The following is a 19981-nucleotide window of genomic DNA, read 5'->3' on the forward strand; positions in this document are numbered from 1 at the left end:
ATAGATACACTTTTATCAAAAAAAATTAACATTCATTTTATCGTATATTATCTATACACATTATTATATATTTCTTTCTTTATAAGTTCATAAGAATACATATCATCCCACTCATATTTTCCTTTTCTATATTTATCACCAAGAACATAAAATACATGTCTATTTTTTAAAATATAGGGAATTTCTATTATTTTATTATTTACTATTTTGGTCATAAACTGAGTATCCAAAAGAATAATACGACCATCGTCACATATAAATATATTTGATGGCCTAATATCCCTATGTATTAATTGCTCTTCCTGTAGAAACACTACCATTTTATAAATATTTTTGCATATAAAATCAGCCTGTTCTTTATTAATACCTATTTCAAACTGTTGCTCTAAATTAATACCACTGAGCAATTCTGTTGCTATAAAGCAATATGACGATGAAACATGATAAGATACAGGTTGTAGAAAGAAAGGTGATTTTTGACTACACTTTAGAAGCATATTATATTCATTCAGACAAACAGAGCTATCCCCACCCCATTTAATAAAACATTTTTTACCATTCACGCTTCCTGTAAAAAATCGGCATCTCAAACCAGAAGGTGTGTCGACTTTTTTTACCTGTATATCATAAAAACCATGAGATGATAATATTTGAATAGGATATTCTGAATGTAATTGTTCATTTTGTATATATTTTTTTATTAATTTCATATGTTTTGTATGAAAAACATAAGTTCCATATATAGAATATCCACTATTTTTAATGATAATAGGAATTATACGTTCAAGAGCATGAGCTAGAGTGAATATCCCTCTTCTACTATAGTCAAATTTATTAATATCAATATTTAATTCTTTAATTTTTGTAATTAAACTTGCTCTCATAGCAAAGCATGACCCACCAACAAATGTGTAATCATCATCACAATGAATATTATAATAATGACAAAATCTTTTTATGAGATCAATTCTTCCCGCATTATCACGAAATATCAGGTTATTTGCACATATAATTCCTATTTTGTTATTACCATTCAATATATCAATAACTTTATGGACATTAAATAATCCAAGGATACCTTTATAGAGCTGCAGGAACCACTCCTTTCCAATAAACATTTTATTATATCCATATCTATTAGTGTATGATATACTTTTTGAATGTAAATGATATATAATATCATATTTTTTTTCATCAACATTATTTATTAAATCAAGAAAAGGACCAATATCAAATCCCTTATTAGGGTATTCAATTACAGTAATTCTGTTATTTCTTTTTATTTTATTTATAACATCTTCATTTTTCATAATATCCGTATATGTTACAATGATATCACAATTATATGGGTCTATATTTTTTACATATTCTTCAATTTCTTTCCAAGCATTCATATAGTATAAATGTATATGGACTAATATCTTACAATTTTTGTATTTTTTTATATTATTATAACATATAATTCTTGATACACATCTCATAATATTATACACAAATCCATATTTATGAAATTCATATTTTTTACTACTATAAATTCTTCCTTCATAAAATCCATATCTATAGAAATGTTTCCATGCATTTATTTTTTTATTTCTAACATCTGAATGTACGCTAAGATAAAAATCTTCATCAAAACTGAATTTTATTATGAAAAGTTTTATTTTATTTATAATATTATGTTTTATTTTTTTGTTACTTATATTATTTTTATCATGAATTTTTCTTCCTTCCTTATGTCCATAAAGAACATAATGTTTCCAAGGATTAATACCTGATTCTGCAACATCTTGATTCAATTCAAGATATTCTTCAGCAGAAAACTGAAAACTACAAGGAAAACCGTTTGTCCTGCCTTCTTTCTTTCCATATCTGATATAATGTTCCCAAGGATCCATACCGGATTCTGCAACATCAGGATAAAGAAAAAGATAACCTTCTGCAAAAAAATTCTTGTGCAGGAAAGACAGATAATATTTATACAGCAAATTTTTCATATATTCTCTCAGAGTGACAAATACTTTTCCAGACACATCTTCAGACTCGACCGCCAGTGCGGAATGGACAGTCCAAAGTCCTTTTTAATTTTTGCCTTGTTAAGTACGCTGTAGGCCGGGCGGGCTGCGCGGGTCGGATATTCGGCGCTTTCGATGGGGCGCACGGCGCAGGAAAGGCCCGACTCTTCCATAATGGCGCAGGCAAAGTCGTACCAGCTGGCCACGCCTTCATTGCTGTAATGATAGATTTCCTTCATGCCGGGCCTGATCTGCGGCAGCACGGCAACAATGGAGGCGGCGAGATCGGCGGCATAGGTGGGCGTTCCCACCTGATCGAACACCACGCCGAGGCTCTCGCGCTGAGCGCCCAGGCGGCGCATGGTCTTCACAAAGTTGTTGCCGAAGCTCGAATACACCCACGAGGTGCGGATGACGATTGCCGTGTCTGCTTCACGAAGCGCGGCCTCTTCTCCTGCCAGTTTGGTGCGTCCGTATACGGAAACCGGATTCGGCGCATCACTCTCCCGATAGGGGAGATGTGCCGTGCCGTCGAACACGTAGTCCGTGGAAATCTGAATGATGTTACGCCCGTAGCGAGCCAGAAGCTCAGGACCCACGCGGTTCGCACGGTCGGCGGCCTCGGCGTCGTCTTCGGCTTTGTCCACGGCGGTATAGGCCGCACAATTGATGACTGCATCAAATTTCCGCGCCGCAAAGAATGCCGAAACCGCGGCTTCATCGGTAATGTCGAGCTCGGCGCGGCCAGCGTATTCGGCCCGGTCGCCGAGAAGAAGACGCAGTTCCTGACCGAGCTGACCATTGGCTCCCGTGACTAGAAACATGTTTCAAACTCCGCGAAGTACGGATGCAGCTTGTCCTTGTCCGACGTGAGGGCGCGGGACATGTCGATGCGCCAGTCGATGGCAAGCGTGGGGTCGTCGAAGCGAATGCCGCCCTCGGATTCCTTGCAGTACAGGTTGTCGCACTTGTAGGCGAACACCGCGGTTTCGCTGAGCACGGAAAAGCCGTGGGCAAAGCCGCGGGGAATCATGAGCTGACGGTTGTTTTCCGCGGAGAGCTCCACGGCCACATGCTGCCCGTAGGTGGGAGAAGCGCGGCGGATGTCCACGGCCACGTCGAGCACCGTGCCCTTAAGCACGCGCACGAGCTTGGCCTGCGCGTGTTCGCCCTTCTGAAAATGCAGTCCGCGCACCGTGCCATAGCAGGATTTCGACTGATTGTCCTGCACGAAATCATAGTGAAGTCCCGCCGCCTCGAACGCCGCCCTGCTGTAGCTTTCAAAAAAGTAGCCGCGCGCGTCCGTGAAAATGCGGGGTTCGATGATGTACACGCCCTCGATGGCGGTTTTAATAAAGTTCATGTCGCTCCTCCAGAACCTTCATGAGATATTCGCGGTAGGCTCCCTTCTTCATGTCGTTGATGAGCGCTTCCATCTGTGACTCATCGATGAAGCCCTTGGCAAAGGCGATTTCCTCCACGCAGGCGATTTTGAGTCCCTGCCGCTTTTCGATGACCTGCATGAAGTGGGTGGCGTCGGCCAGGGAATCCGGCGTGCCCGCATCAAGCCACACGATGCCGCGGCCCATGGGCACCACGCTCATGCGGCCTTCCTTGAGATACATGTTGTTAAGATCCGTAATTTCGAGCTCCCCGCGCGGGGACGGCGTCAGGTTGGCGGCCTTTTCACACACGTCCGGCGGATAGAAATACAGCCCCACGGAGGCATAGTTCGATTTGGGATGCTCGGGCTTTTCCTCGATGCTGAGGGCCCTGCGGTTCTCGTCGAACTCCACCACGCCGAAGCGTTCGGGATCGGAAACATGATAGGCGAAGATCGTGGCCCGCGTGCCCATATTCTGCTTCACGGTGCGGCGATAGATCTTCATCTGATGGCCCATGTAAAAGATGTTGTCGCCGAGAATGAGGCACACGTCGTCGCCGGCAGCGAAGTCGGCGCCGAGGGTGAAGGCCTCGGCTATGCCCCTGGGCTCGGGCTGCACCTTGTAGGAAAGCTTCAGGCCGAGCTGCGAACCATCGCCGAGCAGGCGCTCGATGTTCGGGGTGTCCTGCGGCGTGGAGATGATGAGGATTTCCCGAATGTCAAACAGCATCAGCGTGGAGAGCGGATAATAGATCATCGGCTTGTCGTACACGGGCAGAAGCTGCTTTGACGTGATGCGTGTAAGCGGGTAGAGCCTCGTGCCGCTGCCTCCGGCGAGAAGTATGCCTTTCATGTCTTTTCCTGGTTCATCATCGTATTATACTTACGGAACGAAGCGTTGTGCCCCATTCACAAAACTGCCTCTGCCACTCTGCATAACTGACAGTATGATTTTAATCATTTTTTATTTTATGAAAAATTTATTTTAATTAATAATTTCAATAAGATATTTTATAATATGTTTGTTTTTACTCTTAGTTTTAACTGTCAGTTGTCTTAATCGCTTAATTCATACGGAAAGACAAGTCGTTTCTTGGCACACTCTCTCCCGGCAGGGCGCTCTTCGGGGGGCAAAATCCACCGCGTTTCCGCTCGTTGTTTCCTGGTCTGTTCGACAGCGTCAATTATTTGAATTAACAATATAAAAATAATAATTCCGGGGAGAATCTTCACTTCCCAAAAGGCCGAATCCATCCCCCTCATGTTCTGGAGGCCTGGGCCGACATATTACATCTTCGGTCATTAAAAAATTTTTTGTCAGTACGACTGACAGCATGATATATCGAGAAGTCTTCCCTTCGTCGAGGCCGAGACGTCTGCGCCGAGGTCGCGCCAGAGCCCGAAATCGGCTCTCCGTCCTGCCTGCCACGCGCCCTGTTTGCATGCCCACCTTTTCCCCATAGACGCAGCATGCCGCTCGGTGGGGAGACACGGCAGCTTCGCCCTCGCTGTTCCCGGTTCCGACGTTTTTCCCTCCACCATGCCCCGAAGCCGCGCCCAGCGTCCGATCGTTCGGCAGCCTTTTCGGAAAATTCCTGCCCCGGAACGATTGCATCCGAACGCTTCCCGGCGTATCATTAAACGCATAACCTTGGAAAAACCCCTGCCGGGTCGGGTTCGTGACGCCGATTCCTCCTGCCGCGTTGCCGAGCCCGGCCCGTCCGGGAGAATTGCGGTCGCCCTGCCCTTCCCTCCGCACGCAGGAAGATGCCGTGAGGGACGAACACAGCTCCGGTTATTGCTCTCCCAACCACAGGGATGGAAACTTCACGACGTCGAGCTCCGCTGAACGCAGGACGACGCTCCCCCGGCCGCAGAGGGAAAGGTCGTGAAAGTGCGAGCTTCACAACCGGCAAAGCCCCCCCAAAAAAAGCACAGAAAGAGGCCGGAACGCACGTCGGTTCGGAGTGTACGAAAACATGCTTGCTCACCCTCGTGAGGGATGCCGAACACGTCCCCGCGAAGCTTCCCCGGTCGCATGCGCCCCATCCCTCACTCCGCGTCTTCCCGCCGTTCCCTCGACTTCAGAAAATCCCCAGCTTTCGCGCCGTTGCCGGAATTTCCCCGGCCGCGTCCCGCACTGACATCCAGGTTCCGCTTCTCCATGCCGAGCACCCCGCGCCTCTTTTGTGGAATCCGGCGCGCTGCGCGTCTGCTCTCCCCGCCTCCCGCTCCACATCAGCATCCCAGATGCCTGCCCGATTCTCCTCCGTCGGCGAACACCCCCAAAAGACACAGCGTCCCTCGCTCCTCCCTCCCCCAAGAGCACGATATTCCTGAACACTTTCCCCGGCCCGCCGTCCCACGCGCTCCCGTCACGCGCCCATCTTCTGCGCCCCGCGACTCCCTCTGATTTTTTCCGCAACATCCGCGTTTCCCTCTTGACCCTATAGTCAGTAGAGGGTCTATGTCTGAAAACAGCCTCTCGCTCTCGCCGAGTCGCCGCGGCCGAGATTCATCGGCATTACGCGGACACATCGACGGTAAGCTGGGCCGCTCTGCGGGAGCGCTCTGTCGGGGGCACGCCGAACGGATCTACCTGCGGAGTTCCGCAGAATACGCCGATCAGCAAGGCCCGACGACGCGCCGCCTTTTCCTTTTGACGGCACCATTTCGACAGCACAAGGAGAACATCATGAAGATTCAGCAGATACGAAACGCCACGCTGCGCATCGAATACGCAGGCAAGACCTTTCTCACGGATCCCTGGCTCATGGGCAAGGGCACGATGGGCACGTTCCGCTCGCTCGGCAACAAGTTCCGCTGCGAGCCGGAAAAGCTGGACATTCCCATGCCCATGACCGAGCTGCCCATGCCCCCGGAAGACGTGCTCAGGGGCGTGGACGCCTACATCTGCACCCACGTGCATCCCGATCACATCGACATGTCGCCGGACGGCGCCATCGGCGGCAGCCTCGACAAGAACATTCCCGTGTTCGTGCAGAGCATGGAAGACGCGCATGCCTTCGTGCGTTCCGGCTTCACGGAAGTGACGGTCATGTATGAAAACAGCGAATTTGAGGGCGTGCATCTGGTGAAGGTTCCGGCCAGACACGGCACCAAGATTCCGTGCGGCCCGTCCTGCGGCGTGATGCTTCATCATCCCGCCGAAAAGACGCTGTATCTGGCGGGCGACACCATCTGGTACGACGCCGTGGAAAAGAACATCCGCACGTGGAATCCGGGAGTCATCGTGGTGAACGCCTGCGCGGCCGTGCTGCTCGACGAAGGACGCCTCATCATGGACGACGCCGACGTGGAAAAGACGGTGCTTGCCGCCGACGGCGCTCCCGTGGTGGTGAGCCACATGGACGCCGTGGCGCACGCGACCATCTCGCGGCCGGAAATGAAAAAGCGCCTCACGGAACGCGGCGTGTGGGACAAGGTGATCATGCCGGACGACGGCGAAACGCTGACGTTCTGATGACTGACGACGCCCGGACCGGACACGGTTCGGGCAGCCGCCATGCGCGGGATGGCAGTCGCCCGGCGGCCCGACGACCGCGTGGCGGACGTCAGTTCCCCGGCCTTTCCATGCCAAAGGCGCGGCGCAGACTCCCAGGAGCCGAAACAGAGCCCGCCTCTCCCATGACGGACGAGCGGCGGCCAGCGACCGAGGAGCAAAGGCAGCGGCCCGGCCGTTCCGGATTCAGCGGCCCTGCGCAGACGCGGAATTTCTCATGACCCTCGCGCGACCGCCAGTCGGCAAAAGGCTGCCTCTCCGATGACCGGCAACGGCCCGCCCGGCAGGAAGCGTCCGGCCGTCTCATGACGCCTGCCCGAAGCCCGACTGACGCCCGACCGGCAACCAGCGCCGCAGGGACGACGAGACGGCAAGGGCCCGTGCGCTCCGAGTGAGGGGAACCACGGGCCCCGAGGAAGAAGACGGGCTCCCAAAAGGACGGACGAACAGGCCGGAACTCACGAACGGAATACAACACACATCCCCGGGGTGACGCGCTCCGGGGATGTTTCATGTCCGGCGGACGGCACGCCCGCGCATCTCTGCCCGTTACGCGTAAAGAACGAAGGGGCCGTGAACACCTAAGCCCCATCCCGGCGATCTGCGACCTCTCGGGCATCTCTCTCGTGCGTTCCTCCGCTTCATGCGGTTCCTGCGTCTGCAACAGGACGGCAGAAAAACCGACTTTCCGACGGTCAGCAGTCACACGAACGCTTCCGTCTGATGTTATTTTCGTATAACATCATAACATAAAAATGATTTTTTACCAAAATCCGCACGCCGTACCTCAACGGAAATTCCGCTTTCCTCCCCCGGAACGTATTTGAAAAAATCCCGGCCCGCTGCTATTCTTGCCCATTCAGTTGAACAACGTTTCCGCAAACTCTGCGGGGACATGGACGGGAGAGCGTATGGCCGACAACAAAAAGGAACAGGAACGGGCGGAACTGCACCGCGTCATCTGGAACATTGCCAACGAGCTGCGCGGAAGCGTGGACGGATGGGACTTCAAGCAGTACGTCCTCGGCATGCTCTTCTATCGCTACATTTCGGAAAATCTTGCCGACTACATCAATCGGGGAGAGTGGGAAGCCGGAAACAAGAATTTCGACTACGTGATGCTCTCCGATGCCAAAGCGGAAAGCATACGGGAAGAAATGGTGAACACCAAGGGTTTCTTCATTCTGCCCAGCGAACTTTTCCAGAACGTGAGCCGTTACGCGGCCATGGACGACAACCTGAACGAAACGCTGGAAAAAGCCTTCCGGCATATTGAAGGTTCCGCCTCAGGCCACGACAGCGAAGACGACTTCAAGGGACTGTTCGACGACATCGACGTGAACAGCAAGAAGCTCGGCGACACGGTGCCGAAGCGCAACGAAAAACTCGTGAAACTGCTGCACAGCATAGGCGATCTGAAGCTCGGCAACTATCAGAACAACACCATAGACGCCTTCGGCGACGCCTACGAATACCTCATGGGCATGTACGCCTCCAACGCAGGCAAGTCCGGCGGCGAATACTACACGCCGCAGGAAGTGTCGGAACTGCTCACCCGCATCACGCTGGTGGGCAGAACCGAGGTCAACAAGGTATATGATCCGGCCTGCGGTTCGGGCTCCCTGCTGCTCAAGTTCGCCAAGATTCTCGGCAGGGACAAGGTAAGGCAGGGCTTTTTCGGGCAGGAAATCAACATCACCACCTACAACCTGTGCCGCATCAACATGTTCCTGCACGACATCGAATACGACAAGTTCGACATCGCCCTCGGGGACACGCTCACGGAGCCGCAGCACTGGGACGACGAACCCTTTGAGGCCATTGTTTCCAATCCGCCCTACTCCATCAAGTGGGAAGGGGAAGACAATCCGCTGCTCATCAACGATCCGCGCTTTGCGCCCGCCGGGGTTCTGGCTCCCAAGTCCAAGGCCGATCTCGCCTTCATCATGCACTCGCTTTCCTGGCTGGCCACAAACGGCACGGCGGCCATCGTCTGCTTTCCCGGCGTCATGTACCGCGGCGGCAAGGAAAAGAAGATTCGCCAGTACCTCATCGACAACAACTTCGTGGACTGCGTCATTCAGCTCCCCGCCAATCTCTTTTTCGGCACCAGCATCGCCACCTGCATCATGGTGCTGAAAAAATCCAAAAAGGAAAACAGCACCCTGTTCATCGACGCTTCCGCCCAGTGCGTGAAGGTGACGAACGCCAACAAGCTGACCGACGATAACATTCAGAACATTCTCGACGCGTACACGGCCCGCAAGGACGCAGAGCATGTGGCCAGACTGGTTCCCAATGACGAGATAGCCGCGCAGGACTACAATCTTTCCGTGAGCACCTATGTGGAGCAGGAAGACACGCGGGAAGTCATCGACATCCGCAAGCTGAACGAGGAACTCACGCAGATTGTGGCCAGAGAGCAGGAGCTTCGGCGGCAGATCGACGCCATCATCGCCGAGATTGAAGGGGATAACCGGTGAACATCGACGAAATGAGCCTTCAAAACGCCCGGCGTCTTTTTGAATCCGGCGACATCGACCGCATGGAAGTGGGTACGACCCGCGGCCTGCAACAGATACACGAATATCTTTTCGACGGCCTTTACGACTTTGCCGGGCAGATTCGGGAAGTGAACATTGCCAAGGGAAACTTCCGTTTCGCCCACAATCTGTACCTCAAGGCGGCGCTTGCGGCCATAGAAAACATGCCGGAGGGCACGTTTGAGGAAATCATTGCCAAGTATGTGGAAATGAACGTCGCCCATCCCTTCATGGAAGGCAACGGCCGCGCCACGCGCATATGGCTCGACATGATGCTGAAAAAACATCTCCGGCAGGTGGTAAACTGGCAGAACGTGGACAAAACGCTCTACCTTCAGGCCATGGAACGCAGCCCCGTCAACGACCTGGAACTCCGCGCCCTTCTCCAACCGAACCTGACCGACAGAACCGACGACAGGGAAGTCATCTTCAAAGGCATTGAGCAGTCCTATTTTTACGAAGGGTACATCAAGGGATAGATCATGAAAAACGTTTCCTGCAAACAAGGCTCTCTTCTGGATATGCCGCCACTTGAAAAAAAGACTCCTCCCCTGCCCGACATGAAAAAACGAATGAGCAAACTGGAAAGACTCATAGAAGAGCTCTGCCCTAACGGGGTGGAGTATAAAACAATAGATGACTGTATCAAAAAGATTGATAATATAAAATGGAAAAATGAAGAGTCTCTATTTCAATATATAGATTTGTCTTCGGTTGACAGGGAGACACATAAAATTATTGAAACCACAGAAATAAATAAAGATAGTGCTCCAAGCAGAGCCCAGCAGATAGTTAAATCTGGAGATATTCTATTCGGTACGACACGACCACTTTTAAAAAGATATTGTCAAATTGATGAGACTTATCACAATCAGATTTGCAGCACAGGATTCTGTGTTCTTCGTCCTGATCTTTCTATAATAAATGCAAGATGGTTATATCATATAGTTTCTTCATTCACTTTTATGGACTATGTTGAAAAACATCAGCAAGGAGCAAGCTATCCATCAATATCTGATTCTGATATAAAGAAATATAAAATTCCCGTTCCTCCTCTTCCTGTTCAGAAAGAAATTGTGATGATACTGGATATATTTTCAGAACTCATTTCTGAACTTAATTTAGAGCTAAACAAAAGGAAGAGTCAATATAAATATTACATCAATAAATTGCTTACTTTTTCACAGCCGATTCCATTTGAACATTTAAAAGAACATATTATACTCAGAGACAATGAGAGAAAACCAGTAACAAAGAAAGATCGAATTTCAGGATGTTATCCTTATTATGGAGCAAATGGTATACAAGATTATGTTGGAAATTTTATCTTTGATGGAACATTTTTATTGGTAGGAGAAGATGGAAGCGTTATTACAGAAAATGGAGCTCCAATATTAAATTGGGCAGTTGGTAAAATTTGGGTAAATAACCATGCACATATTTTAAGTGAAAAAAAAGGAACACTACTAAGATATCTTTATTATGCACTACAATGTGTAAATATCAGCTCTGTAGTAAGAGGTACTCCTCCAAAACTAAACCAACAAAATCTTAATAATATTAAGATTCCCGTTCCTCCCCTTGAAGAACAGAAACGCATCGTCTCCATTCTCGACCGCTTCGACACTCTGTGCAACGATCTCTCCAGCGGTCTGCCCGCCGAAATAGAGGCCAGAAAAAAACAATACGAATACTATCGCGACAAGCTTCTTACCTTCAAGGAGGCAAAATGACCGGCTTCAACATGGTGGCCCAGTGCCCGGAAAGCACCGTGGTGGCCGCATACACACCTTCCGACGTGCGCTCCGACGCCTACCAGAGCGAAGCGGCGCTGGAAAAAGAATTCATCCGGCAGCTCTGCTCGCAGGGGTACGAGTATCTCCCTCTGCACGAGGAAAAAACGCTGGTCGAGAATCTGCGCAGGCAGCTCGAACTTCTGAACAACTTCCGTTTTTCCGATGAGGAATGGACGCGCTTTTTTCATCAGCAGCTTGCCAACAAGCAGGACGGCATTGAGGAAAAAACCAGGCGCATGCAGGAAGACAGCATCCTGAACCTTATCCGCGACGACGGCAGCACCAAAAACATCACCCTCATCGACAAGAAAAATATCCACAACAACCGCCTTCAGGTCATCAATCAGTATGAGGAGCACGGCGGCACTCACGACACCCGGTACGACGTCACCATTCTGGTCAACGGCTTTCCCCTCGTGCATGTGGAACTCAAGCGGCGCGGCGTGGCCATACGCGAGGCCTTCAATCAGATAAAACGCTATCAGCGCGACAGCTTCTGGGCGTCCGGCGGACTCTACGAGTATGTGCAGATATTCGTCATTTCCAACGGAACCCACACCAAATACTATTCCAACACCACGCGCGAATCCCACATCAGGGAGCAGAGCTCCGGGGGCAGAAGAAAAAGCAAAAAGACCAGCAACAGCTTTGAATTCACCTCGTTCTGGGCCGACGGCAACAACAAGCCCATCCCCGACCTCGTGGACTTCACCAAAACCTTTTTATCAAAACACACCCTGCTGAACATTCTCACGCGCTTTTGCGTGTTCACCTCGGAAAAGCTCCTTCTCGTCATGCGTCCGTACCAGATCACCGCAACGGAACGCATCCTTTCCCGCATAGAAATTTCCAGCAACTACCACAAGGAAGGCTCCCTCGATGCCGGTGGCTACATCTGGCACACCACGGGCAGCGGAAAAACGCTCACCTCGTTCAAAACCGCCCAGCTTGCCAGCCGTCTCCCCTGCATCGACAAGGTGCTCTTTGTGGTCGATCGCAGGGATCTGGACTACCAGACCATGCAGGAATACGAAAAATTCCAGAAGGGAGCCGCCAACAGCAATACCTCCACAAAAGTACTGCAAAAACAGCTCGAAGACTCCGAATCGAACATCATCATCACCACGATTCAGAAGCTGGACACCTTCGTCAGCCGCAATCCAAAACACGACGTCTATAAAAAACACGTCGTCATCATCTTCGACGAGTGTCACCGTTCCCAGTTCGGCGACATGCATCTGAAAATAGTCCATGCCTTCAGGAAATATCACATCTTCGGCTTCACCGGCACGCCCATCTTTGCCCAGAACGCCGGAAGCGGCGGCAATCTGCGACTCAAAACCACGCCGCAGGCCTTCGGCGATCAGCTCCACACCTACACCATCGTGGACGCCATCAACGACGGCAACGTTCTGCCCTTCCGCATCGACTACGTGAACACCATAAAAATGGCCGACGACGTTCGCGATGAACAGGTTCGGGCCATCAATACCGAAAAGGTTCTCAATTCCCCCGAGCGCGTCAGCGAAATAGTACGCTACATTCTCGATCACTTCGATCAGAAAACCAAGCGAAGCAGCTTTTATACCCTCAAAGGGCAGCGCGTGGCCGGGTTCAACTCCATTCTTGCCGTGAGTTCCATTCCCATGGCCATGAAGTATTATGCGGAGTTCAAACGGCAGCTCGAAGAACGCAAGAAGCAGCTCACCATAGCCACCATTTTCAGTTACGGAGCCAATGAAGACGCGCCGGAAGACTCGCTCGGCGACGAAAGCTTCAATACGGAAGACCTCGACCAGACCTCGCGCGACTTTCTCGACGACGCCATCAAAGACTACAATGCCGTCTTCCATACCAACTTCGATACGTCGTCCGACAAGTTCTACAATTTCTACAAAGACCTTTCGCTCAGGATGAAAAAACGGGAGGTCGATCTGCTCATCGTGGTGAACATGTTCCTCACCGGTTTCGACGCCACCACGCTGAACACCCTCTGGGTGGACAAAAATCTGAAAATGCACGGGCTCATTCAGGCATTTTCGCGCACCAACCGCATTCTGAATTCCGTGAAGACCTTCGGCAACATCGTCTGCTTCCGCGATCTCCAAAAGGAAACCGACGAGGCCCTCGCCCTGTTCGGCAACAAGGACGCCGGCGGCATCGTGCTGCTCAAAACCTACGACGCCTACTATCAGGGCTACGATGAAGACGGGAAACACAAGCCCGGCTACACCGAACTCATCAACGCGCTGCTCACGCGCTTTCCTCTCGGCGTCGCCATTGTCGGCGAACAGAACGAAAAGGACTTCATTTCCCTGTTCGGCGCCCTGCTCCGCCTGAAAAACATCCTCACCAGCTTCGACGAATTCGAGGGACAGGAAATCATTTCCACGCGGGATTTGCAGGACTATCAGAGCCGCTACCTCGACCTCTATCAGACATGGTCGAAGCACGAAGACGGCGAAAAGGAAGACATCAACGCCGACATCGTCTTTGAAATGGAACTCGTCCGGCAGGTGGAAATCAACATCGACTACATTCTGATGCTCATTGAAAAGTATCGAGATTCCCACTGCCGCAACAAGGAAATTCTCACCACCATCGACAAGGCCATCGGTTCGAGCATCGAGCTGCGCAGCAAGAAAACGCTCATCGAAGAATTCATCGAGCGCATCAATGCGTCCTCCTCCGTGCAGGACGACTGGCAGAACTATGTGCGGGAAAAGAAGGAAGCCGATCTTTCCGACATCATCGCCGAGGAAAATCTCAAGCCCGAACCTGCCGAAACGTTCGTGGACAACGCCTTCCGCGACGGCACGCTGAAAACGACGGGAACCGACATCGACCGGATTCTTCCCCCCATGTCGCGCTTCGGCGACGACAATCGGGAATCCGTCAAAAAGCGCGTCATCAACAAGCTCCGGGCCTTCTTTGAAAAATACCTCGGCATAGTGTAACCGTCTCTGTTCGTTGCATCTATTCAGCAACAGTGGAAAAGTTGCAGGAGCCGGATTCCGCGCGGAGTCCGGCTTCTGCTGTCGCCCGGGGCGACATTTTCCCGCACCTGAGCAACACTGACTCCCGTCTGCTCTGGGCGAAGGCCCCACCCTCACCCCGGATTTAAAACGTAAATCCCCGCAGTCTGTACGAACTGCGGGGACGCTTTTTGCTCTTCTGGCGGAGGGAGAGGGATTTGAACCCCCGGAGGTGTGACCCTCTGACAACAAAAATGCCCTTCTGCCCCTTAGGCACGTCTGCCCCGGATACGCTTTACTGACGCGGGACTTGCACGACGGTCATTTCATTTAACGCCGGAAGTAAATTCCGGCTATTCATGACCGTCGGCCGGGCTCCTGATGTCGCCCGGGGCCCCAGAGCGTTGAGAGAACGGACGAGAAGAAACAGAAACGCAAAAAAAAGGCTCCGGGCGAAGGCCATTTCCAGCCCCGGCATTCTCCATTCCTTAAGAAACGACGGGAAAAGTGCGCCTTTGCCCGATGGGCACCCTTTTCCCCCTCCTACGCCCCGGATTTAAAACGTAAATCCCCGCAGTCTGCACGAACTGCGGGAACATGTTTTGCTCTTCTGGCGGAGGGAGAGGGATTTGAACCCCCGGAGGTGTGACCCTCAACGGTTTTCAAGACCGCCGCAATCAGCCGCTCTGCCATCCCTCCGGCTGAAAAATATCGGGTGACAGTGTACAGGCAAACAACTTTGGCTGTCAAGGCGCAGCCCGGTCTGGGCGCGGGAGCAAAAACGCCCGGGTACCGCCATCACCCATCAGCTCCGGGCACGCTGTACGGCCTGCATCGTATACACGACGGGCATTGCGTTTAACGGCGGGAGTGAATACCGGCTGATTATGCCCGTCGGCGCGACCGTCTGAAGACAGGTCGCGGGCCCCAGTGCGTTGAAAGTGTGTTTTCCTGTTTACCGTTGGGCACTGCCCTCAGTGTTCCCCCAAAAAATCTGGAAATCCCTTCCTTACTCACGACTGTCCGGCGCAGGCCGGACAGGAGTCGGCCACCGCAGGTGGGCGCAGCAGCGCACACCTGCACTGAGTACGCAGACCGAACTGCGCCTGCCAAGCACTCCGGCATCCGCAGTTCCTGCCTTTCCAAACGCCCGCCCGGATTCGGCAAGTCATCCTGCATCCGCCCTCCCACCCGCCGAACGGCGCAGCCTTCGGCGGAATCAGGGGGGCGCGGGGGGAATTATTTCTGACCTTGCTCCCTCCCGAAGAACACGCAGCTCCGTTTGCGCAAGACACGCTGTACGGCTTGCATCGCTTGCACGACGGCGGCTGCGCTTAACGCCGGAAGTGAATTCCGGCTGCTTGCCTGCCGTCGGCCGGGCTCCTGACGTCGCCCGGGGCCCCAGAGCTTCGAGAAACGGCCTTCCGGCGGCACTCCCCCCCTCGCCCTTTGCTTCGGGCATAATCTTCCCGTTCACCCTGTCCTGCCGAAGCAGCGTCAGCTGCGAGGCAGAATCAGGGGGGTGCGGGGGGAATTATTTCCCCCGCATGCCTTTCCTGCCTTTTCTGCCTTTCCTCTCTTCCTGCCTTTCCTGCGTTTTCCACAAAAAAAGCCCCGCTTCGGGATGGGGAAGCGGGGCGGGGATCATAGGGTACGGCCTAGAGATAGGGGGGGATATGGAACTTTTCGTCCTTGGCGGGGGCGAGTTCGGAGTAGCTTTCGGACGTGCCGGCCACGATGGGCAGGCGTTCGGCCTTGAGGTTGTGGTATTCGACGGAGAGTTCGCGCATTTTGGTGAAGTCGGGCATGTTGACGGCGCCGTGTTCGAGCGCCGTGCCCACGCAGGACACGAGCAGCAGGCCGGTGGAGCCGCTCTTCACTTCGAGGCGGATGCCGGAAATCACGTTGGCGCCCATTTCGATGGCCTGCATTTTGGCCACGTTGATGGCGCGGCGTTCGGCCTGACGTATCTTATTAAGGTAGTCTTCGGATTCGCCGCCGAAAAAGTCGGTGAGCACGTTGGCCAGGCCCGTGAAGGCGCCCACGCCGATGACCGCGTAGCCCGACACCACGCCCTTGATGCCGCCGGACCAGGTTTCGGGATGCGGCGTGGTGAACACCTGGATTTCCTGAAGCACCTTTTCCTGATATTCCTTGAGTTCCGCCTTGAGATCGCCGAGCCGTTCCTCGCGCACGAGAGAAAGTTCCTTTACCTTGTCCATGGCGCAGGACATGCACATGTCCTCGGCGTCGATATCGAACCGTGCGAAGTCTGCGATGGTTTCCTTGCACAGATGCCGGATGCCTCCGCGCTTGCTGAATTTTCTGCCACAAATACGACAATCCAAGGCCTGCTGCATGCAAGTACCCGCCTTTTACGTTTGTTCCGAAGACGAGGGACGCTCCCCGGAACGTTGATGAAAAAGGAAGACGGAACACCGCTTCACAAAAAGTATAAAAAGGGTTGACGGTTATGGCAAGAGTCGGAAAGGGAATCCGAAAAGGACGCCGCAGCGGACGATCGGACTCGAACCCTGCGCGGCGCGGAAGACGAATCGGGTCATTTTAGTAAATGAAAAAAATAACATACCTTTTTTTATCGGAGAAAAATCCAGTCAAAAGGATGATTTTTTCGCGGGGATTTCTGGAAAGCTTCATAGATATTCCATGGTTAGGCGGAGAAATTCCGCGCATGCCCCTTGCGCCCGACCCGAGAGCCTTGCGCATGATGCAGAACGAAACGCGATTTCACCATTGCAAGCCGCCTCTTTTTAAACTAATATAACAAAGTTCACTGGAACCGTCGCCGTAAAGGCAAGGAATTTCAAACGGTTCCGACATGCCTCCCTTCCGGCCCGGCCGGAAGATGCGCACTGTCCTTTTTTATCACCTCAACCAGCACGAGGCATCGGGATGGAGGAGAGGAACAACACAACCACACCGGCGACTGCGGCAAAAAAATGCAGCTGTGGCTGGGGCGCGTTTGTCGTGGGGCTGGTAGTGGCCCTTATTCTGGGATGGTGGGTTCTGCCCAACCTTATGAAGGAAACCAAAAAGCAGCCCATCGCCTTCAGCCACGTCGAACACGTACAGAAGCAGGGCATGACCTGTGAGCAGTGCCACTTCGTGCGCGCCGACGGATCGTTCAGCGGAACGCCCACCACCGCTCAGTGCGCGGAATGCCATTTCACGGTTCTGGGCTCCAACCCTGAAGAAGCGCGCTTCGTCCGCGACTACGTTCAGACGGGTCGCGAGATCAAGTCGGAATGGCTGATTTATCAGAAGCAGCCCGACAACGTGTTCTTCAGTCACGCTCTGCACTTCGGCGCGCTTGCCGAACTCAAGGGCCCCAAGGAAACGGCCGCGTTCTGCTCCAGATGCCACCTCAACGTGGCCGAAACGGACGTGCCGCCCGTCTATCGGGAAAACAGGCTTTCGGGATACTCCGAAAACACCATGCTGATGTGGGGGTGCGAACGTTGCCATGCCGAACATATGGCGATGGGCAACACCAACGCCAGCAATGCCTGCTTCACCTGCCACAAGTAAGGCAAAAGCGAGGAAATCATGGATAGACGAGGATTTCTTAAATTTGCCGCCGGCGGGACCGTGGGCCTCGTGGCGTCTCCCATCATCTGGAACACTCTTTACGACGCCGTGTACTGGACCCAGAACTGGGGCTGGATTCCGCGCCTCAAGAAGGGCGAAAGCGAATACCTGCCCACAGTGAGCAAACTGTGCCCGTCCGGCACTGGATTCCTTGTGCGCACCGTGGCCGGCGTGCCCGTGCGCACCATCGGCGACAAGAACAACCCCGTGACCCACGGGGCCATGACCGCGCTCGCCGCCGCCGAAGCCGAACTTCGCGTGAGCCCCGCGCGTCTCAAAACTCCGCTGCGCCGCTCCGCCGACGGCGCCTATGTGGCCATCACCTGGGAACAGGCCGAAGCCATCCTTAAAGAAAAAATGCAGGAAGCCGGCTCTTCCGTGGCCGCCGTGTCCGGCGATCCCACGTCGAGCATCAACGAAGTGCTCTCCTCCATTCTCAATCAGCGCGGCTCTTCCGACTTCTACTTCATGCCCGACGAGGAACTTCCCGCCGCCGCCGCATGGGAAGCCATGGGCGGTCAGGGCCGCCTGGGCTACGACATGGAAGGCAGCGACTGCATCCTCGCCGTGGGCGCTCCCGTGCTCGAAAGCTGGGGCGTCGTGGCCGCCAACCGCAGCCTGTTCAACCGCACGCATCCCGTGGCGGGCAAGGCCACCCAGAAGCTCATCTACGCCGGCGCCGTGCAGAACAACACCGCCGCAGGCGCCGATCTCTGGCTGCCCATGAAGCCCGGCACCGACATGGCCCTGCTGCTCGGCATCGCCCACCTCGTCATCAAGGCGGGCAAAACCGGCTTCGCCGCCGGGCTCGGCAACTTCGCCTCCTTCGCCGCGGCCTACACCCCTGAAAAGGTGTCCGGCATCACCGGCGTGCCCGTCGCGCGCCTCGAAGCCGCAGCCAAGGCCGTGGTCGAAGCGGAACGTCCGCTCGTCATCGCCGGTTCCGCGCTCGGCAGCGGCGGCGGCGCAGGCCCCGTCATGGCGGCCGTGGCCATCAACATGCTGCTCGGCAGCGTGAACAGAAAGGGCGGTCTGCTCGATCTGCCCTTCCCCGTGTCCGTCACCGCCCACGCCACCGACTACCGCGAAACCCTGCGCAAGCGCTTCGTGGACTACACCCAGGCCGTGGCCGCAGACAAGGTCAAGGCTCCCGCGCTCCTGCTCGTGTACGCCGCCAATCCGCTCTACGCCCTGCCCGCCGATTCCGGCATCGGGGCGACCATCAAGAAGGCCGGATTCTCCGTGGCCGTGGCCAGCTTCATGAGCGAAACCTGCGAAGCGTGCGATCTCGTGCTTCCCGCCGCCCTCGGCATGGAAGCCTTCGACGACGTGCAGACCCCCTACGGTTCCGGCCGCGTGACCTACGCGCTCGCCCGTCCGGTGGCCAAGCCCTTCGCCGATGCCCGCAGCGCCGGTGAACTGTTCATCGCCCTCGCCCAGGAACTCAAGCTCGACCTCGGCGTCAAGGACATGCCCGAACTGCTGTACAAGCACGCCTACGCCCTCGGCGCGCCCTTCCGCGCCATGATCAACGAAGGCGTCGTGCACACCGCAGGCGTCACCCTGCCCGCCTCCCCGCTGTTCTACAACTGGGAAGCCATTCAGGCCGCCGCTTCCGCCCGCGGCGCGGAAGGCGATCTGCAGGTTGCGCCCGTCACCGTGCTCGCCATGGGCACGCCGCAGACGGCCATTCCGCCCTTCGCCACCAAGGTCGTCACCGACTATCAGCTCAAGGGCAAGTACAGCGTGGCGCAGATGAACGGCGCCACCGCCGATAAACTCAAGGTAAAGGCCGGAGACCTCGTCAAGCTGGTTGCCGGCAACAATGTGGAAATCACCGTGGTTGCCGCCATTTTTGAAGGCATCCTGCCCGATACCGTTTCTCTGGTTGCCGGTCTTGGCCATACCGCCTTCGACCAGTTCAGCAAGGGCAAGGGCTCGAATGTCCTGGCGCTGACCAGCGTTTGCAGAGAACCCGGCACCGGCCTGCCGGTCTGGGGCCTTGCCGGCGTGAAGGCCGCAAGAGCATAGGGGGGTCGTGATGTCTTCTGAAGTCAAACAGTTCAAAATAAGATGGGGCATGGTCATCGACATCGACAAGTGTACGGGCTGCGGCGCGTGCATGGTGGCCTGCCAGGC

Annotated in this window: 13 protein-coding genes and 1 tRNA gene; 8 read left to right on the forward strand and 6 right to left on the reverse strand. The window is 53.7% G+C overall.

The window, feature by feature from the left end; translation table 11 throughout:
• Positions 1 to 47: 47 nt before the first annotated feature.
• From Q0K02_RS10250 to rfbA, 4 genes are read right to left on the reverse strand one after another with little or no spacing between them, the layout of a single operon-like run.
• Positions 48 to 1994, reverse strand: coding sequence for a rhamnan synthesis F family protein (locus Q0K02_RS10250; protein ID WP_294488367.1), 1947 nt, complete (start codon positions 1992 to 1994; stop codon positions 48 to 50).
• An 8-nt stretch (positions 1995 to 2002) separates the two neighbouring features.
• Entirely contained in the window at positions 2003 to 2836 is an 834-nt protein-coding gene (rfbD, locus tag Q0K02_RS10255; RefSeq protein WP_294488370.1) for a dTDP-4-dehydrorhamnose reductase, read from the reverse strand.
• A complete protein-coding gene (rfbC, locus tag Q0K02_RS10260; protein ID WP_294488372.1) occupies positions 2827 to 3375 on the reverse strand; it encodes a dTDP-4-dehydrorhamnose 3,5-epimerase in 549 nt (182 codons plus the stop codon). Before rfbC ends, rfbD begins: the two co-directional genes overlap by 10 nt.
• Positions 3362 to 4249 (reverse strand): glucose-1-phosphate thymidylyltransferase RfbA, encoded by an 888-nt coding sequence (gene rfbA / locus Q0K02_RS10265; protein WP_294488376.1) that lies wholly within the window; start codon positions 4247 to 4249, stop codon positions 3362 to 3364. The genes rfbC and rfbA overlap by 14 nt, the downstream gene beginning before the upstream one ends.
• 1842 nt (positions 4250 to 6091) lie before the next feature.
• Between rfbA and Q0K02_RS10270 the strand changes: the two genes are divergently transcribed.
• The 5 genes from Q0K02_RS10270 to Q0K02_RS10290 all read left to right on the forward strand — a co-directional run bounded on the left by Q0K02_RS10270 (position 6092) and on the right by Q0K02_RS10290 (position 14215).
• Positions 6092 to 6880 (forward strand): MBL fold metallo-hydrolase, encoded by a 789-nt coding sequence (locus tag Q0K02_RS10270; RefSeq protein WP_294488379.1) that lies wholly within the window; start codon positions 6092 to 6094, stop codon positions 6878 to 6880.
• Between the two features lie 950 nt (positions 6881 to 7830).
• The gene (locus Q0K02_RS10275) at positions 7831 to 9402 is read left to right on the forward strand and encodes a type I restriction-modification system subunit M (protein ID WP_294488381.1); all 1572 of its coding nucleotides are present in this window, start codon (positions 7831 to 7833) and stop codon (positions 9400 to 9402) included.
• A gap of 11 nt (positions 9403 to 9413) precedes the next feature.
• Positions 9414 to 9941, forward strand: coding sequence for a protein adenylyltransferase Fic (fic, locus tag Q0K02_RS10280; protein WP_294488397.1), 528 nt, complete (start codon positions 9414 to 9416; stop codon positions 9939 to 9941).
• Positions 9942 to 9944: 3 nt separating this feature from the next.
• Positions 9945 to 11195 carry a restriction endonuclease subunit S gene (locus Q0K02_RS10285; protein WP_294488382.1) on the forward strand — a complete coding sequence of 417 codons (1251 nt, stop codon included), beginning with the start codon at positions 9945 to 9947 and terminating at the stop codon, positions 11193 to 11195.
• The gene (locus Q0K02_RS10290; protein ID WP_294488385.1) at positions 11192 to 14215 is read left to right on the forward strand and encodes a type I restriction endonuclease subunit R; all 3024 of its coding nucleotides are present in this window, start codon (positions 11192 to 11194) and stop codon (positions 14213 to 14215) included. Before Q0K02_RS10285 ends, Q0K02_RS10290 begins: the two co-directional genes overlap by 4 nt.
• A gap of 629 nt (positions 14216 to 14844) precedes the next feature.
• Here Q0K02_RS10290 and Q0K02_RS10295 read toward each other — a convergent pair.
• Positions 14845 to 14932 (reverse strand) — tRNA-Ser (locus tag Q0K02_RS10295).
• 959 nt (positions 14933 to 15891) lie between these two features.
• Complete coding sequence (locus Q0K02_RS10300; protein ID WP_294488388.1) at positions 15892 to 16581, reverse strand: heavy metal-binding domain-containing protein; 690 nt, start codon at positions 16579 to 16581, stop codon at positions 15892 to 15894.
• Positions 16582 to 17146: 565 nt separating this feature from the next.
• Between Q0K02_RS10300 and qrcA the strand changes: the two genes are divergently transcribed.
• From qrcA to Q0K02_RS10315, 3 genes are all read left to right on the forward strand, one after another.
• Positions 17147 to 17782 (forward strand): menaquinone reductase multiheme cytochrome c subunit QrcA, encoded by a 636-nt coding sequence (qrcA, locus tag Q0K02_RS10305; RefSeq protein ID WP_294488391.1) that lies wholly within the window; start codon positions 17147 to 17149, stop codon positions 17780 to 17782.
• 18 nt (positions 17783 to 17800) lie between these two features.
• Positions 17801 to 19873, forward strand: a complete 2073-nt coding sequence (gene qrcB / locus Q0K02_RS10310; protein WP_294488395.1) for a menaquinone reductase molybdopterin-binding-like subunit QrcB — start codon at positions 17801 to 17803, stop codon at positions 19871 to 19873.
• Between the two features lie 10 nt (positions 19874 to 19883).
• A partial coding sequence (locus Q0K02_RS10315; protein WP_294488400.1) for a 4Fe-4S binding protein occupies positions 19884 to 19981 on the forward strand: 98 nt, incomplete at its 3' end.

It is taken from the genome of uncultured Mailhella sp., assembly GCF_944324995.1.
GTDB lineage: Bacteria > Desulfobacterota > Desulfovibrionia > Desulfovibrionales > Desulfovibrionaceae > Mailhella.

Coding starts and splice junctions, on each gene's coding strand:
- Q0K02_RS10250 (WP_294488367.1), bottom strand. CDS start 1,994: ATGAAAAATTTGCTGTATAAATATTATCTGTCTTTCCTGCACAAGAAT.
- rfbD (WP_294488370.1), bottom strand. CDS start 2,836: ATGTTTCTAGTCACGGGAGCCAATGGTCAGCTCGGTCAGGAACTGCGT.
- rfbC (WP_294488372.1), bottom strand. CDS start 3,375: ATGAACTTTATTAAAACCGCCATCGAGGGCGTGTACATCATCGAACCC.
- rfbA (WP_294488376.1), bottom strand. CDS start 4,249: ATGAAAGGCATACTTCTCGCCGGAGGCAGCGGCACGAGGCTCTACCCG.
- Q0K02_RS10270 (WP_294488379.1), top strand. CDS start 6,092: ATGAAGATTCAGCAGATACGAAACGCCACGCTGCGCATCGAATACGCA.
- Q0K02_RS10275 (WP_294488381.1), top strand. CDS start 7,831: ATGGCCGACAACAAAAAGGAACAGGAACGGGCGGAACTGCACCGCGTC.
- fic (WP_294488397.1), top strand. CDS start 9,414: ATGAGCCTTCAAAACGCCCGGCGTCTTTTTGAATCCGGCGACATCGAC.
- Q0K02_RS10285 (WP_294488382.1), top strand. CDS start 9,945: ATGAAAAACGTTTCCTGCAAACAAGGCTCTCTTCTGGATATGCCGCCA.
- Q0K02_RS10290 (WP_294488385.1), top strand. CDS start 11,192: ATGACCGGCTTCAACATGGTGGCCCAGTGCCCGGAAAGCACCGTGGTG.
- qrcA (WP_294488391.1), top strand. CDS start 17,147: ATGGAGGAGAGGAACAACACAACCACACCGGCGACTGCGGCAAAAAAA.
- qrcB (WP_294488395.1), top strand. CDS start 17,801: ATGGATAGACGAGGATTTCTTAAATTTGCCGCCGGCGGGACCGTGGGC.